At 66.4% G+C, this 15,098-nt stretch carries 11 protein-coding genes; 6 read left to right on the forward strand and 5 right to left on the reverse strand.

All coding sequences use genetic code 11. From position 1 onward, the window contains the following. Window positions 1-237: 237 nt before the first annotated feature. The gene (locus tag AYJ57_RS07260; RefSeq protein ID WP_066103229.1) at window positions 238-1,605 is read right to left on the reverse strand and encodes an oligosaccharide flippase family protein; all 1,368 of its coding nucleotides are present in this window, start codon (window positions 1,603-1,605) and stop codon (window positions 238-240) included. Further along, complete coding sequence (locus AYJ57_RS07265; protein ID WP_066103232.1) at window positions 1,602-2,465, reverse strand: glycosyltransferase; 864 nt, start codon at window positions 2,463-2,465, stop codon at window positions 1,602-1,604. Before AYJ57_RS07265 ends, AYJ57_RS07260 begins: the two co-directional genes overlap by 4 nt. 148 nt (window positions 2,466-2,613) lie before the next feature. Between AYJ57_RS07265 and epsE the strand changes: the two genes are divergently transcribed. After that, a complete protein-coding gene (gene epsE, locus AYJ57_RS07270) occupies window positions 2,614-3,828 on the forward strand; it encodes an exopolysaccharide biosynthesis GT4 family glycosyltransferase EpsE (RefSeq protein ID WP_066103235.1) in 1,215 nt (404 codons plus the stop codon). Between the two features lie 42 nt (window positions 3,829-3,870). Here epsE and AYJ57_RS07275 read toward each other — a convergent pair whose 3' ends face one another. Further along, complete coding sequence (locus tag AYJ57_RS07275) at window positions 3,871-6,849, reverse strand: calcium-binding protein (protein WP_066103238.1); 2,979 nt, start codon at window positions 6,847-6,849, stop codon at window positions 3,871-3,873. A 335-nt stretch (window positions 6,850-7,184) separates the two neighbouring features. Between AYJ57_RS07275 and AYJ57_RS07280 the strand changes: the two genes are divergently transcribed. Beyond that, window positions 7,185-8,750 (forward strand): 2-isopropylmalate synthase, encoded by a 1,566-nt coding sequence (locus AYJ57_RS07280; protein WP_066103241.1) that lies wholly within the window; start codon window positions 7,185-7,187, stop codon window positions 8,748-8,750. 264 nt (window positions 8,751-9,014) lie between these two features. Here AYJ57_RS07280 and AYJ57_RS07285 read toward each other — a convergent pair whose 3' ends face one another. Continuing rightward, complete coding sequence (locus AYJ57_RS07285) at window positions 9,015-9,527, reverse strand: SH3 domain-containing protein (RefSeq protein WP_066103243.1); 513 nt, start codon at window positions 9,525-9,527, stop codon at window positions 9,015-9,017. A 106-nt stretch (window positions 9,528-9,633) separates the two neighbouring features. Between AYJ57_RS07285 and AYJ57_RS07290 the strand changes: the two genes are divergently transcribed. From AYJ57_RS07290 to AYJ57_RS07300, 3 genes are all read left to right on the forward strand, one after another. After that, window positions 9,634-10,620, forward strand: a complete 987-nt coding sequence (locus AYJ57_RS07290) for a 2-hydroxyacid dehydrogenase (RefSeq protein WP_066103247.1) — start codon at window positions 9,634-9,636, stop codon at window positions 10,618-10,620. 22 nt (window positions 10,621-10,642) lie between these two features. Next, window positions 10,643-11,503 (forward strand): dTDP-4-dehydrorhamnose reductase, encoded by an 861-nt coding sequence (gene rfbD / locus AYJ57_RS07295; RefSeq protein WP_066103250.1) that lies wholly within the window; start codon window positions 10,643-10,645, stop codon window positions 11,501-11,503. Between the two features lie 140 nt (window positions 11,504-11,643). Continuing rightward, window positions 11,644-12,621 (forward strand): hypothetical protein, encoded by a 978-nt coding sequence (locus tag AYJ57_RS07300; RefSeq protein WP_066103254.1) that lies wholly within the window; start codon window positions 11,644-11,646, stop codon window positions 12,619-12,621. Window positions 12,622-12,699: 78 nt separating this feature from the next. On the opposite strand, the gene AYJ57_RS07305 is transcribed toward AYJ57_RS07300, so the two are convergent. Further along, window positions 12,700-13,809, reverse strand: coding sequence for a Hint domain-containing protein (locus AYJ57_RS07305; protein WP_066103257.1), 1,110 nt, complete (start codon window positions 13,807-13,809; stop codon window positions 12,700-12,702). Window positions 13,810-14,141: 332 nt separating this feature from the next. Here AYJ57_RS07305 and AYJ57_RS07310 point away from each other — a divergent pair, with 332 nt between their 5' ends. After that, a complete protein-coding gene (locus AYJ57_RS07310) occupies window positions 14,142-15,095 on the forward strand; it encodes a KpsF/GutQ family sugar-phosphate isomerase (protein ID WP_083191177.1) in 954 nt (317 codons plus the stop codon). Window positions 15,096-15,098 lie beyond the last annotated feature (3 nt).

Here is a 15,098-nt window from a genome sequence, read left to right on the forward strand (position 1 = left end):
ATGTCGTGCTGAACGTCCAAAACCAATCCTCACTCGCAAACCCGCGACATCCCGCGTGGTAAAGGCCGAATACGGAGAAAATTGGGCGCGAATTGGCGTGCCCGGCCCCCATCCGGCAACAAACCACGCCCTGTCGCGCCACTGTCCCTGCATCGCACCTTAGCAGTGCCCGCACCGCCTGTCTGCGCCCCAGCAGATGACCTAGCCGGATGACCCGGCGGGTCCCCGAACGGAGACTCAGGCCCCGGACGCCACCAATGCGCTGATCGCGGGCCAGTTGAGCGCCGCCGCCAGCAGCGCCAGAGCCGCGCCAAGCAGCGCGAAGCACAGGTCATGCAGCGGGTCCCAGACGCCCATGCGGCGCGCCAGCCAGACGACCACCGGATAAGACAGCAGGAACGCCGCCCCATAGCCCAGCAACGCGCCGATCAGCCCATAGGTTTCCAGCCCCACGAGAATGCAGCCGATCATCAGCACCGCGCGCGCCAGCGCCAGCACAAAGAAGCTGCGGCTGTCGCCTGCCGCCAGCGCCGCCTGATCATAGGTCTGCACAACAATCTGCGGCATTTGCATGCAGGCGATGATCACCGTCACCGCGCCCGCCGCCAAATAGCGTTCGTCATACATCAGATCGACCAGCCAGTGGCCGCTGACGGCAAAGCTCGCCACCAGCACCAGCAGCGGGCCGGTCACGGCAAAGCGCATCTTGCGCAGCCGCAAAAAGTTCTCGCGGCTCTTGCGTGGCGGAGTCTCGCGATAGATCGGAATGAGGATCTTGCGCGTCACCATGCCGCCGAGGAGCATCGGGAAGGAGGCGAGGAAATAGCCGATGTTGTAGACGCCAAAGCGCTCGAGGCTGAGGTATTTGCCGATCAGCAGCTTGTCGCCCTGACTGAAGAAGAAGCCGCAGACCGTCGACAGGAAGATCCACTTGCCGAAATTTACCAGTTCAGCCCGCGCCTCGGGCTCCCAGCGGAAGCGGTTGCGCCCCCCGGCCAGCAGCAGCGAATTGGCGATAAGCTCGAACAGCGTGCTGAGCAGCCCCGACACCACCAAGGCCCAGACCGATCCGGTGGCCCATGCCAGCAGCACCGCGCTGCCGACACCAACCGTTTGCGTGCCAAGCTCCAGCAGCGTGACCCGGCCCAGCATCAGATGGCGGTTCGCGGTGTCCATGCGCGTGGGCCGGAAGCCCGCGATCAGCAGCGCCAGCCCGGCAACGGGCAGAAACTGCATCAGCTGCGGCTCGTCGTAGATTTGCGCCATCGGCCATGCCAGCGCGCAGGCGGTCAGCCACAGGCCGATGCCGCGCAGCACCTGCAGCGTCCATGCGGTGTCGAGGAAGTCGCGGTCGTCGCCGCGCTTGCTTTGCAGGATCGCCGGGGTGACGCCCACATCCGAGAATTGCACCAGCCCCATCAGGAAGACCGAGACCAGCGCCATGAGCCCGAAAGCCTCGGGGAACAGCAGCCGGGTGAGGATCAAGTTGCCGCCCAGCCGCAGCGCCTGCGAAAAGCCGAAGCTGCCGACGGTCAGCACCGAGGAGCGCAGGGCGCGGGCCGAGAGGGAACTGCCCGAAAATCTTTGCCAGATCGCCGTGCTCATCGCCCGCGGCTCCATTCTGGTGCGCGTTGCGGGGTCAGCCGGACCATCAGCGCGACGCCCGAATAGACCGCAAAGCCCAGCGGGTCGCGCAGCGCCATCCGAAGCTTGCCGCCCGCGCCGAAGGGCAGCTTGTCGTCGTTGCGCAGCAGCCGCGGGAACAGCGTGCCGACCTGCGCGACGCCCGCATCCTGACGGCGGCGCACGCGGATCAGCGCCGCCAGCCCCTCGGCGATCGGCCACTCATAGGTGGCGGGCACGGCGCTGCGCTCGGCGGGGGTGAAGCTGAGGCGCACGAAGGTATCGTCCGAGATGATGTCGGGAAACTCCTGCCAGCGGGCACGGCCCTCGGCATTGACGGCAAAGACACCGCAGCCGGGCACGCCGCGCGCCATGAAGGGCACCTGCCGCCAGATCCGGGCATAGGCGCGGGCCGCCCAGCCCTCGCCGGTGATCCGAAGCGTGCCGCTGGCATAGCGCGCGCCCGGCCCGGCGAGCGCGTCCTGCAGCTGCGCCAGAAGCGGCGGGCTGACGGTGACATCGGCATCGAGATAGACCCGCAGCCTGCCCCGCGCCGCCGCGTCACCGGCGTTGAGCGCGCCGAGCTTGTCGCCCTTTGAGATCTCGATCACCCGCAGGCTCCAGCCACGCGCCTCGGCCTCGGGCACAAGCGCCCGCGCCTGCGCCGCGGTGTCGTCACGGCAGCCATTTGCGATCACCACAATCTCGGGCGGGGCGGCGGCGGTCCAGTCCGAGGCCAGCAGCGCCCTCAGGCAGCGCGCGATAACCGCGCCTTCATTGCTGGCTGGCAGAATGACGGAAAGCGCCGGATTGCCGGGAAGAGAAGACTCGTGAACACTCATGATCCGTACCAAGGACGCCACACATCAGCACTTCCTGCACCGTGGCAGGGTGGAATTGCCAGTCAACTGTGGCCAAAGAATGATCATAAGCAAGTGTAACGTGTTCACCGGCGGATTCGTGGATCCTCTGGGAGAGTTGGGGGGACGAGTGCCGCAGAAACTTCGGATCGGGTATCTCGTGCCCCAATTCCCGGGGCAGACGCATATTTTCTACTGGCGCGAAGTGCGCGCGCTCGAGGCGATGGGCCACGAGGTGCATCTTCTGTCGACGCGGCTGCCGCCGACCGCGCTGATCGCGCACAGCTGGTCGCAGGATGCGATCGCGCGCACGACTTACCTTGGCGAGGTCCGACCGCTCAGTGCCGCGGGCGCGCTGGCCAAGCTGATCGGACGCGGCCTGCCGCGTGACCTGCTGCGCGAAGGCCCGCGCTTTGCCCCGGATATCGCCGTGACGCTCTCGGCCGCCGAGACCCTGCGCGCCTATTGCGAAGAACATTCGCTCGATCATGTGCATGTGCACAGCTGTGGCCGCGCCGCGCTGGTGGCGACGCTGGCCCGGCGGCTTGGCGGTGTGCCCTATTCGCTGACCCTGCACGGGCCGCTGTCGGATTACGGCCATGGCCAGAAGATGAAATGGCGCGGCGCGGCCTTTGCAACGGTGATCACCCATCGCCTGATGGATGAGGTCCAGAGCCAGTTGCACGGGCATCTGCCGCCGCATATGGAAATCCGGCCGATGGGGGTCGATACCGAGATCCTGCGCCGCGAGACGCCCTATGAGCCGCCGCAGAAGGGCCGCCCGATCCGGCTGTTCTCTTGCGGGCGGCTCAATGTGGTGAAGGGCCATCAGGACCTGATGTCGGCGATTCGCCAGCTGCTGGATCAGGGCGTCGACGTGCGGCTCGAGATCGCCGGCGAGGATGACGCGGGCGGCACCGGCTACCGGCAGGTTCTGGAGGCACATCTGCGCAAGCTGCGGCTGCAGGACCACGTGAAGCTGCTGGGGGCGATCGACGCCGGTGAGGTGAAGGAGAAGCTGCTGGCGGCGCATGTCTTCGTGCTGGCCTCGTGGCACGAGCCGCTTGGCGTGGCCTATATGGAGGCGATGGCCTGCGGCGTGCCGGTGATCGGCACCGATGCGGGCGGCGTGAACGAGCTGATCGAGGCGGGGCACACCGGCAAGCTGGTGCCGCCGAAGGATCCGACGGCGCTGGCGCGGGCGATCCGCGATCTGGCGCAGAACCCCGAGAGCGCCGAGCGTTTCAGCGTGGCGGGCCGCGCCCATGTGGAGGCGCATTTCCGCGCCAGCCTCGGGGCGGAAACGCTGGTCCGCGAGATCCGGCGGTCCCGCGGCGGGCAATAGCCTTCGAAGGCTATTGCAAATCTCTTCGAAGAGATTTGCGGCTCAGAGCCCCGAGGTCGGCAGCTCGGTTTCGGGCGCCTCTTCGAAGGACAGCGTCTCGATGGCAAAAAGCGTGATGCGGTCGCGCGGCCCCTCGGCCAGCAGCCGCCCCTGCGCGTCGCGGCTGAACGCATAGTCACCCCGCGCGCCCGGCAACAGCGCATGATCCTGCCCTGCCCCGCCGTGCAGCTTGTCGCTGCCGCCGCCGGAGACCAGCACATCATCCCCCGCGCCGCCCAGCAGGATATCGGACCGCTCGGACCCTTCGAGCCGCGCGCCTTCCGCATCGGCGCGCAGCATCAGCCCATCTTCGAAAGTCCCCGCCGCGCGGTCTTCCCAGCCGGTCGGCCCCGAGGCGTTGTAGCTCATCAGCATGTCCCAGCGCGGGTTGTCGTCGTCGAGATGGCGCAGCGCGCCCCAGCTGCCCCATTGCGAGGCGGGGGCCACATCGACAAAGGCATTGAACAGCGTGCCGCCCGCGTTCACCCAGCCGCTCAGCAGTTGTTCATAGAGCTTGGCCATCTCGGGCGTGTAGCTGAATGCCTCGAAAAAGGCGGTCAGCCGCTCGTCCTGCACCCGCTCGGCCTGCGCCGCCGCATGGGTGCCGCCCTCATACATCACCAGCCGCAGCCCCGCCTTTTCGGCCACCTCGGCATGGTAGGGAAAGATCTCGCCGGTCAGTTCCGCCAGCGCGCCGTCCTGCAGCGCCATGGCCACTGGCAGCATGGCCGCGTCGAACCTGTGCCGTTTGACGTATTCGCGCAGGGCGACCCGGCGCAGCCCCTGCGCCTCGCCGTCCTCCTGCGCCTGCATCTCGGCGCGCGACAGCCAGTCCTCGATCTGAGCCGCCATCTCCTCGCCGCCCAGTTCATAGCCGAAATAGCCGGTCACCGCGTAGGCATCGAAGCTTTCGGCGGGCTGATGACCGAGCGCGAGATAGGCCAGCGGCGCGGTGAGGATCTGCTCTTCGAGGCCCGGCCAGCCGGTGTGGGTCGAGACCACCCGCACGAGACGGTCCTCGGCCTCGTCGCCATAAACCTCTGACCAGATGTCCATCACCTGCGCCGCACGCAGCCCGTAGAATTGGATCCAGCCCGATTCCGAACGGCCCCAGCGCGCCTCGGCCTGCTGCGCCGCCCAATGCGCCTGCGGGAAGACGAAGTTCCAGACCTCGTTGGAATATTCCACATAGGCCTTGAGCCGCGGGTCGAGCCGCGCCTTCACCAGTTCGGCGAAGCGCCGGACGTACTCGTCATCGGCCATATGCGGCAGGGTGAACCAAGGGTCGGCGCCGATCTCATTGGCCAGTTCGATCATCACCTCGGGCGGCACGCCCCAAGCGGTCCATGTGTAATCGCTGCTGCGCGGGCGGTCGTCCCAGCCCATCACCGGCGAGCCGTTGGTCATCATCCAGTCCATGAACCGCAGGCTGCGCAGATCGTGGATGCGGGCCAGCCAATGCGGGTTGAACAGCGCCCCGGCCTCGAAGATCTGCATCTGATCCTCGCGCACCACATGGATGTCGTGGATCGGATCGTCGGGATCGGTGGCCGAGATCGAAATGCCCACCGACCCCTCGCCCGGCGCATAGTCGAAGAGCGCGCGGCCTTCTTCCATCCGCACCCGGCTGGCGCGCCCGGTGATCTGCAGATCGCCCTTGCCCTGCCAGAGCACCACATAGGTGCCGCGCAGCGATACCGCCGCCTCGGGCTGATCGGTCAGCAAGAGCGCCTCGAGCCGCTCGACGCCTTCGGGAATGCGCAGCGGCCAGCCGTTCTCGTCCAGCACGCCCTGCGCCCGCAGCGCCGCGATCTCGACCCCGCCCCATTGGCCGGGCAGATGGCCGATCCACTCGCGCGCCGATTTCATCAGGTCGACAAAGGGCATCTGGGTGGACCAATCCGACAGCCCGTTGAGCCCCATGGCCAGCGCCGGGTCTCCCTCGGGGCGCGCGCCGGGATCGGGCAGCGCAAGATCCGGGCGCTGCGGCAGCGGTGCTTCTGGAACGGCCTCGGGCGTGGTCTCGGGGGCGGTATCGGCGGCGGCGGTCTGGGTCTGCGCCTCGGGGGCCTCCGCGGCGGCCTTTTGGCGCGGCGCAAGGTCCGAGACCGTCTGCCAGACCTGCTCGGCAATCTGCCCATAGGCGGCGGTGATCTCGGGCGCGATCTCGGGTGGCGGCACATAGGCCGCGGGCGGCGGCGCGCCGTAAAGCGCGCTGTAGCTGACCATGGCGGCGAGGAAATACAGAGACGGCGTACCATGCGGCGCGTCATCGACGTAGAGCGCCTCGACCGGCAAATCCTGCAGCAACCCGCCATCGCCGAGCAGACCGGCGATCACCCGCGCCACCGGGATCAGATGCAGGTCCTGTTCGGGCCGTGCGGCGCGCAGCTTGTCCAGCAGATCGTCATACCAGACGCCGTAGGTGCCGAGCGTGAAGTCGTGGTACTTGCGCAGCCCGCGCGCCGAGGGCGGGTAATCCCCGGCCACCGAGGCCATGTCGGGCCAGCCTTCATAAACCCAGAGCGGCGTGCCGGGGGCATGCCCCTCGATCCAGTCGGCCACGGTGAGAATCGCATCCAGCGGACTGGTGTTGCCGGGATTGTTGCCCGGATAGGGCGCGTCGGCGGCCTGATATTGCAGGAAGTTCGCCGGGGTGATCAGCACCGCATCATAGCCCGCATCCCCGAAACTGCCACGGCCAGGGTCCCAATTGTTGGCGACGCCGGGAATGCTCCAGTTCGGTTCGGGTGGCAGCCCGTCCGAGAAGTCGCGCAGAAAGCCCCATTGCCCGTCGAGCGCAAGCTCGCCCCCGCCCGCTTCGGCCAGACGGCTCAGCCAGTAGGGCGTGTTGCTATGCGCCTCCTGCCCGAGGAAATGCACGAGGGAATTGCCGAACACATAGACCTCGCGCTCTTGCGCAAGCGCGGCAAGCGGCCAGCCAGCGGCAAGAATGGCCGCCTTCAACAAACGCCGGAACATCAAACTCCCCCGAACAAAATACCTTTGCTCAACCATATGGGCAGCCTGCGCCGCCACTCAAGCGGCCTGCGCGCTGGCGCTGCGCCGCAGCGTAACTTTCCGGCGCAGAGTGGGATTTTTGCGGTTTTCATTTCGGGCTTCGTGCGTATAGTCGCGGCCATGATGACACTCGGCCATATCCCCGCAGCAGCACGTGCCCTTGGCGCGGTGCTTGCGCTTGGCCTGCGTCTAGTCCTAATCCGCCTCTGAGCGCGCATCTCGGCGCGACCGCTCAGAGGAGGACCGTTTCGCGCCGGCGAACCCTTTCCAGGACGACGACTCAAGAGATCCGAAAAATGACCGACCAAGCCAAAGACCGCGTGTATATCTTCGACACGACCCTCCGTGACGGCGAGCAGTCGCCCGGCGCGACCATGACCCATGACGAAAAGCTCGAAATCGCCGAGCTGCTCGATGATATGGGTGTCGACATCATCGAGGCGGGCTTCCCGATCGCTTCCGAGGGCGACTTCCGCGCCGTCTCGGAGATCGCCGAACGCTCCAAGAACTCGGTGATCTGCGGCCTCGCCCGCGCCCAGCTCAATGACATCGACCGCTGCTGGGAGGCGGTGAAACACGCCAACCGCCCGCGCATCCACACGTTCATCGGCACGTCGCCGCTGCACCGCGCCATTCCGAACCTCACCATGGACGAGATGGCCGAGCGCATCCACGATACGGTGACCCACGCGCGCAACCTCTGCGACAACGTGCAATGGTCGCCGATGGATGCCACCCGCACCGAGCATGACTACCTCTGCCGCGTGGTCGAGATCGCCATCAAGGCGGGCGCCACCACGATCAACATCCCCGACACCGTGGGCTACACCGCGCCGGTGGAATCGGCGGAACTGATCCGCATGCTGATCGAAAAGGTGCCGGGCGCCGACGAGATCGTCTTTGCCACGCACTGCCACAACGACCTTGGCATGGCGACGGCGAACAGCCTTGCCGCCGTCGAAGCCGGTGCGCGGCAGATCGAATGCACGATCAACGGCCTTGGCGAGCGCGCGGGCAACACCGCGCTCGAAGAAGTCGTCATGGCACTGAAAGTGCGCGGCGACATCATGCCGTTCGAGACACATATCGACACCCGCAAGATCATGCATATCTCGCGCCGCGTCGCGACGGTCTCGGGCTTCCCGGTGCAGTACAACAAGGCGATCGTCGGCAAGAACGCCTTTGCGCATGAGTCCGGCATTCACCAGGACGGCATGCTCAAGAACAAGGAAACCTTCGAGATCATGCGTCCCGAGGACGTGGGTCTTGCGGGCACCTCGCTGCCGCTCGGCAAGCACTCGGGCCGCGCCGCGCTGCGCGCCAAGCTCAAGGATCTCGGCGTCGATGTGGGCGACAACCAGCTCAAGGACATCTTCGTGCGGTTCAAGGATCTTGCCGACCGCAAGAAAGAGGTCTTCGACGAGGACATCCTCGCGCTGGTGACGGCGGCGATGACCGATGGCGCCGATCACCTTGAGATCGTCTCGCTCAAGGTCGTCTGCGGCACCGGCGGTCCGGCTGAGGCGACGCTCGAGATGGAAGTGGGCGGCGAAGAGAAATCCACCGTGATGGAAGGCGACGGCCCGGTCGACGCCACCTTCAAGGCGGTGCGCGCGCTCTATCCGAACTCGGCCCGGCTGCAGCTTTATCAGGTGAACGCGGTGACCGAAGGCACCGACGCGCAGGCCACGGTCTCGGTGCGTCTGGAAGAGGACGGCAAGATCGCCACCGGCCAGTCGGCGGACACCGACACGGTCTATGCTTCGGCCAAGGCCTATGTGAACGCGCTCAACCGCCTGCATGTGCGCCGCAGCAAGACCGGCAGCGATCAGAAGGAAATCAGCTACAAGGACGTTGGCTGAGCCATCGCCCCTCGCTGAAGATCAGAAGATCGCGCCGCCCCCTGCGGCGCGATTTTTCGTTTGGGGGCTTCCTTGTGGCTGGCGAGTTGCCCCGCCCGGAATCAAGGCGAAGCCGCCGGGCGAGCGCCGGCCCGTCCCGGCGGGCTGGCGCTTTGTCAGCGGTGCGATACGGATTGAGGTCGCAAGGGTCTGGCTGGGATAAAGCGATGACCTCGTAAGGCTGCGCGCCATCCCACGGGCCAGCGCGCGCCCGGCTACCGTCTGCTATTCCCGAATCTCGTCCGGAGCGACGCCCCACATGGCGCTCTTGGGGGCCCAGCCCTCATAGCCGCCCGCCGAAAGCTGGCACCACTCCGCGTTGCAGGCCTCGAGCTGGGCGATCACGCCAAGCGCCAGTTTCGCCTCGACCGGCGTTTCGGGATCGGGCTGGGCGTGCAACTCCAGCATGTCTTCCTCGACCAGCACCGTGCGCACGCCCGAGAGCAGCGCATAATGGATCCAGCCGCCCGCGCCGTCCTTGTCGCGCACCCGGCGCCAGTGACCGTATTCGGCGACGATCTCCAGCGGCATATCGCGCCGCGTGTAGACCCAGTCGATGCGGTGGGTGAGCGACGGGCCGCGCCGCGCGTTGCCCTCGCTGGTCTTGAGCGAAACGTAGCGCGGCAACGGAAGGTTGGTGACCGGCCCGCGTTCCTCGGCCGCCTGTGCGACCGCCGGTGTGACCGGGCCGCAAAGCAGGGCGGCAAGCAGCCCCGCCAACACAGAAGTCCTGACCATCGTGTCTGTCCTGCTCGAGATTTTCCGCCGGGGTTCTTGTGCCCCGTGCATGCATGGGACACTGTGCCAAAGCGCAGAGCGTAAGGAAAGGGAGGCCCCACCCGCCATGCCGCAGAAACGCCTGACTGTTGTCGTCACGCGACGTTTGCCAGAGGCGGTCGAAACCCGCCTGAGCGAGCTTTTCGACGTCAAACTGCGAACCGAGGACATCCCGATGACTCGCGCAGAATTGACCGCCGCCATGGCTGAGGCCGATGTGCTGGTGCCCACACTGACCGATCAGATCGACGCCGGGCTGATCGCGCAGGCCGGTCCGCGGCTTAAGCTGATCGCCAATTACGGCGCCGGGGTCGATCATATCGACGTCGAGACCGCGCGCACCCGTGGCATCATGGTCTCGAACACCCCCGGCGTGATGACCGATGACACCGCCGACATGGTGATGGGGCTGATGCTGGCGGTGATGCGCCGCATGCAGGAAGGCCTCGCCACCATGCAGGAAGGCAATTGGGCCGGCTGGGCGCCGACCGCCTTCCTCGGCACACGGCTGGGCGGCAAGCGCCTGGGGATCCTCGGCATGGGCCGCATCGGGCAGGCGGTGGCGCGCCGCGCCTCGGCCTTCGGGATGCAGATCCATTATCACAACCGCCGCCGCCTGCGGCCGGAGATCGAAGAGGGCCTCGAGGCGACCTATTGGGAGAGCCTCGACCAGATGGTGGCGCGGATGGACGTGATCTCGGTCAACTGCCCGCACACGCCCTCGACCTTCCATCTGCTCAACGCGCGGCGGCTGCGTCTGATGAAACCCTCGGCGGTACTGCTCAACACTTCGCGCGGCGAGGTGATCGACGAGGCCGCGCTGACCCGCATGCTGAAGGCGGGCGAGATCGCCGGGGCCGGGCTCGACGTCTACCAGCACAAAATCCGCGGCAACCCGGAACTGGTGAACATGCCCAATGTGGTGATGCTGCCGCATATGGGCTCGGCGACGCTGGAAGGCCGCATCGAGATGGGCGAGAAGGTGATCATCAACGTCAAGACCTTTGCCGACGGGCACCGCCCGCCGGATCAGGTTGTCCCGGCGATGCTCTGAGACAGAGAGACAAGGAATAGAGATGCGAGTTTTGGTATTCGGCCGCACCGGTCAGGTGGCCCGCGAGTTGCAGCGCCGCGCACCCGTTGTGGCGCTGGCACGGGATGAGGTCGACCTGACCGACCCGAAAGACTGCGCCGAGGCCGTGCGCGCCGAGGCCCCCGATGTGGTGATCAACGCCGCCGCCTATACCGCCGTCGATCAGGCCGAAACCGACGAAGAGACCGCCACGCTGGTCAATGGCGCCGCGCCCGGCGCGATGGCCAAGGCCTGCGCCGATCTTGGCATCCCCTTCGTGCATATCTCGACCGATTACGTCTTTGACGGCGCGGGCGATGAGCCCTTCCTCCCTGACGCCCCCACAGCCCCGCTGGGTGCCTATGGGCGCAGCAAGCTGGCGGGCGAAGAGGCCGTGCGCGCCGCGGGCGGGCCGCACGCGATCATCCGCACCTCTTGGGTGGTGTCGGCGCATGGCAAGAACTTCGTGAAGACCATGCTGCGGCTCGGCGCCGAGCGCGACCGGCTGACCATCGTCGCCGACCAGATCGGCGGGCCGACCTGCGCCGCCGATATCGCGGTGCTCTGCCTCGCCGCTGCCGAGCAGCTGATCGAGGCGCCGGAAAAATCCGGCACCTATCACCTCTCGGGCGCACCCGATGTGAGCTGGGCCGATTTCGCCCGCGAGATCTTTGCTCAGGCCGGGGTCACCTGTGAGGTCGCCGATATTCCCTCCTCCGAGTTCCCGACCCCGGCCAAGCGGCCCGGCAACTCGCGGATGGACAATAGCGCCACCGTGGCCGCCTTTGGGCTGCCGCGCCCGGACTGGCGCAACGGGCTGGCGGATATCCTGCGCGAGTTGGAGAGCAAACCGCAGGACGCCTGATCGGCGGGGTCTCAGGGCCCACTCAAGTTCATGTAAAAACGGGGAGAATGTCCGCTTTTCGGCCATCTTCCCGCACCTCTTCTGCCGCCGCTCTGCGCGATTGTGGCGTCATCGCATGGGTGGCGGAAGAAGAGTGAACCATGGAACCGACATATGACATCGTCCCGTCCTCTTGGCGGGCCGGGGGCATGGGCAACGGCGTCCAGTCCCTGAACCTTGAATTCGCGCAGGCTCATGATCTTGCGCTGGTCGATGCCGGCATTGCCGTCGGCAGTTTTGGCTACGGTATGACCGATCCGCGCGACGCTGCGCGGCTCACCCTCATGCCCGAAACGGAGGCCGAGCAATTTTACGGCCTCGAATATGATGCGCTGGCCCACGAGCGGGCCGAGCTGACCACCGGTCGCAAGTCGAAGCTCGCGCTGTTCCGGCTAGAGGCCGACGGCAGCGTGCGCGGGTTGCGCAACGCCGCGATCAGCCTTGGCTATATGCCGGACCGCAATGAGGCGGGCGACGACAAGGACTCGCATGGGGCCACCGACCAAGGCGGCTATGGCGAAAGCTGGCGCATCGGCTGGACCGAGCGGCTGCCCGAGATCATGCAGCTTTCGGTCGATGGCCCGCTGGAGGATATGGGTCTGGACGCGACCGGCCATGTGCCGCGCGCCCCGGTCGAAGACCCGCTGTCCCCAAGCGCAAGCGTGCTCTCGACCGAGGCAGGCACCGAGATGCTTGCCGCCAGCACCGCGCCGACATTTTCCGCCGCGGCGCGGGATCTGATGCTGCGGTTCCTCGACGAGGATGCGGACGAGCCGGATACCTTCGATTTCTCGGGCGCTGCTGGGGGTCGGAATGGCGTGCAGACCGCTTCTGGCCCTGCAGCCCAGTCTGATACCGAGCAGACACATTCCGAGATGATGGCGCAGGAGCTTCAGTTTATTGAAAGCCAATACGCCGCGCTTCACGGTGCGCTGTTTGACGGCGACTCGCCGGTCGACTTCGGCGCGCATCACGGCCAGTTCGATGGCACTTCCGATGCGCACGCACCAGAGGCGGCGCATCACGGTGTGTCTTGGCTGGATTGGCTGCATTCGGATGTGGGCGGAGGCTTTGCCTGACCGACTCCACCGGAGACGCCATCAAAGACGTACAAAGCGCCATGCCAGCTCTGTCTTGAGACTGGCATGGCGTTCGGGTCAGGCCGCTTCCTTCATCAGCAGCGCCGCTTCGCGCGCGCTGAGGTTGCGGCGTGCGTGTGTGCCATAGAGACAGGGACGCTCGGCAATGCCCGGCAAAAGGCTCATGAGCCGCGCGCGATCATCGTCGCACAGGCTCGAAAGCGCCGTATTGGCGGGATGGAAGCTCTCCGTCTCGACGCCATTGGCAAAGACGATCTCATGCCGTGGCAGCAGCAGATGCACATAAGTCACCTCGCGCTGCCCGATGTCCCGGCGGATCGTGCTGCCGTTGACCAGATGTTTGGCGGCCACAAGAACTTCGTCGGTGTTGAACAGCGCCCGCGCCACCGCGCCGCGGATCAGCATCCGATGCTCCGGCGAGACGAGAAACTCATCGTCCGGGCGCTCGATTCCAAAGGCGCCCGCACGGATGAGCACCGGGCGCAGATCGGGCATCACATGCAGGCGCGCGCCGCTCATCCTGCGGCTGCCGACCCAATGCACTGGCTGAATGCCGTCGTCCTTGGTCTGCACGCTGTCGCCCTCGCGCAGATGCTCGACCGCGACAAGCCCGCGCGGCGTCAGGATGCGCGTCCCCGCCGCAAAGCAGATCACCCCGCCCTCGTCCGGGCGCGCGCGATCGCGCCGGAAACTCGGCTCGAGCGTATTGTGGACGACCCACATGTCCTTGTCGCGCGGCGGTATCTCTCCGACGAACATCAACAGAGGCCGCGAGCTGTCCGCGACCTCGATCTCTGTCACCGTGTAGCTTTTCAAGCCGTCCGTGACGACAAAGCTGGACTCCGGCATGACCGCGCCGCCGGTTTGGCGCGGCGCGGATACATCGCTTTGTGAAGTCTCCGGATGTGCCCGGCGTTCCGCCGATTGATCCGTCATGGCTTCGCTCACCAACCGGCGCACCATCTGCGCCGCCCGCTTGCGAAGCTCCGCTTCCCCATCTTCCCGGTCAAACACATCGGGACCCGAGGGTCCCGCGACCTTTACTAACTCACCACACCAAGCCCAAGCGGCCCCAACTTGCAGGGCCGACGGAGGCGCGGCCTTCAGGCCGTCTATGCGCGTCTGTGACCAAGAGATGACGAACGTGCCACGATAGGCCGTTGTCATGTCCTGAAATCCTGCTCTCGTTTGTTTTTATACACTACAAAATAGCAATCTCGGGCTTGCCCATCCAGCCTGTTGAGAGAGCGCCGAGGCCCGGAAGCTGACTCATTTTGTGTCAATTTCTTGCCGGGGCGGAATGCGGTTTCCCGCAAAACAACCCGAAGCAGCATAAGCGTCGCCTGACCGACATGGCGCGGAGGTGGGCGCTTCGGCGCGTTGATTCTGCTTTCTCCTCGCCCCCCCCAGCGCGATCCGGCACGCAAGCCATGCCGCCCGAGGTTGGACAAGCCCGCATTTGCGGGCTAACACGCGCGCAGGTCACAACAGGGAAGATCATGCCCGAAACCCCGTCCGACATCGCCCGCGCCGTCCTCGCCACCGAGACCGAAGCGCTGACCCGGCTCGCCGACGAGCTGCCCGCCGATTTCGACGCGGTGGTCGATCTGCTGCTGCACATCCGGGGCCGCGTCATCGTCTCGGGCATGGGCAAATCCGGCCATGTGGCCGCGAAGATCGCCGCCACCCTCGCCTCCACCGGCACCCCGGCGCAATTTGTGCACCCCGGCGAGGCCAGCCACGGCGATCTGGGGATGATCACCTCGGCGGATGCGGTGATCCTGATCTCCAATTCCGGCGAGACCCGTGAGTTGGCCGATATGATCGGCTATTGCGCCCGCTTCTCGATCCCGATGATCGCGGTGACGAAACGCGCGGGCAGCACGCTGGCCAGCGCCGCGCAGCATCTGCTGCTGCTGCCCGACGCGCCCGAAGCCTGCGCCATCGGCATGGCCCCCACCACCTCGACCACCCTGTGTATGGCGCTCGGCGATGCGCTTGCCGTGGCGCTGATGAGCAACCGTGGGTTCGGCAAGGAAAGCTATGCGCATTTCCACCCCGGCGGCTCGCTCGGTGCGGCGCTGCTGCGGGTCTCGGCGGTGATGCACAAGGGCGACGAGCTGCCCGTGGTGCGCCCGGAAACTCCGATGAGCGAAGCGCTGGTGACCATGTCGCAGAAGGGCTTTGGCGTCGCTGCGGTGGTCGAGGGCGGCAGCCTGAGCGGCATCATCACCGACGGCGACCTGCGCCGCAACATGGAGGGGCTGCTGGAGCGCCGCGCCGGCGATGTGGCGACCCCCGGCCCGCTCACCACGCGGCCGGAGATGCTGCTTACCGAGGCGCTTGGCATCCTCAACGAGAAGAAGCGCACGGTCCTTCTGGTGGTTGACGAGGCCGGGCAACTGGTCGGTCTGCTGCACATCCATGACGCGCTGCGGGCGGGCGTGGCCTGATCC

The sequence above is a fragment of the Salipiger sp. CCB-MM3 genome, from assembly GCF_001687105.1.
Classification (GTDB): domain Bacteria; phylum Pseudomonadota; class Alphaproteobacteria; order Rhodobacterales; family Rhodobacteraceae; genus Salipiger.

Excerpts from the sequence above, each read along its gene's own strand:
- AYJ57_RS07260 (WP_066103229.1), bottom strand. The coding sequence starts at position 1,605 with ATGAGCACGGCGATCTGGCAAAGATTTTCGGGCAGTTCCCTCTCGGCC.
- AYJ57_RS07290 (WP_066103247.1), top strand. The coding sequence starts at position 9,634 with ATGCCGCAGAAACGCCTGACTGTTGTCGTCACGCGACGTTTGCCAGAG.
- rfbD (WP_066103250.1), top strand. The coding sequence starts at position 10,643 with ATGCGAGTTTTGGTATTCGGCCGCACCGGTCAGGTGGCCCGCGAGTTG.
- AYJ57_RS07265 (WP_066103232.1), bottom strand. The coding sequence starts at position 2,465 with ATGAGTGTTCACGAGTCTTCTCTTCCCGGCAATCCGGCGCTTTCCGTC.
- AYJ57_RS07275 (WP_066103238.1), bottom strand. The coding sequence starts at position 6,849 with ATGTTCCGGCGTTTGTTGAAGGCGGCCATTCTTGCCGCTGGCTGGCCG.
- AYJ57_RS07300 (WP_066103254.1), top strand. The coding sequence starts at position 11,644 with ATGGAACCGACATATGACATCGTCCCGTCCTCTTGGCGGGCCGGGGGC.
- AYJ57_RS07305 (WP_066103257.1), bottom strand. The coding sequence starts at position 13,809 with ATGACAACGGCCTATCGTGGCACGTTCGTCATCTCTTGGTCACAGACG.
- AYJ57_RS07280 (WP_066103241.1), top strand. The coding sequence starts at position 7,185 with ATGACCGACCAAGCCAAAGACCGCGTGTATATCTTCGACACGACCCTC.
- AYJ57_RS07310 (WP_083191177.1), top strand. The coding sequence starts at position 14,142 with ATGCCCGAAACCCCGTCCGACATCGCCCGCGCCGTCCTCGCCACCGAG.
- AYJ57_RS07285 (WP_066103243.1), bottom strand. The coding sequence starts at position 9,527 with ATGGTCAGGACTTCTGTGTTGGCGGGGCTGCTTGCCGCCCTGCTTTGC.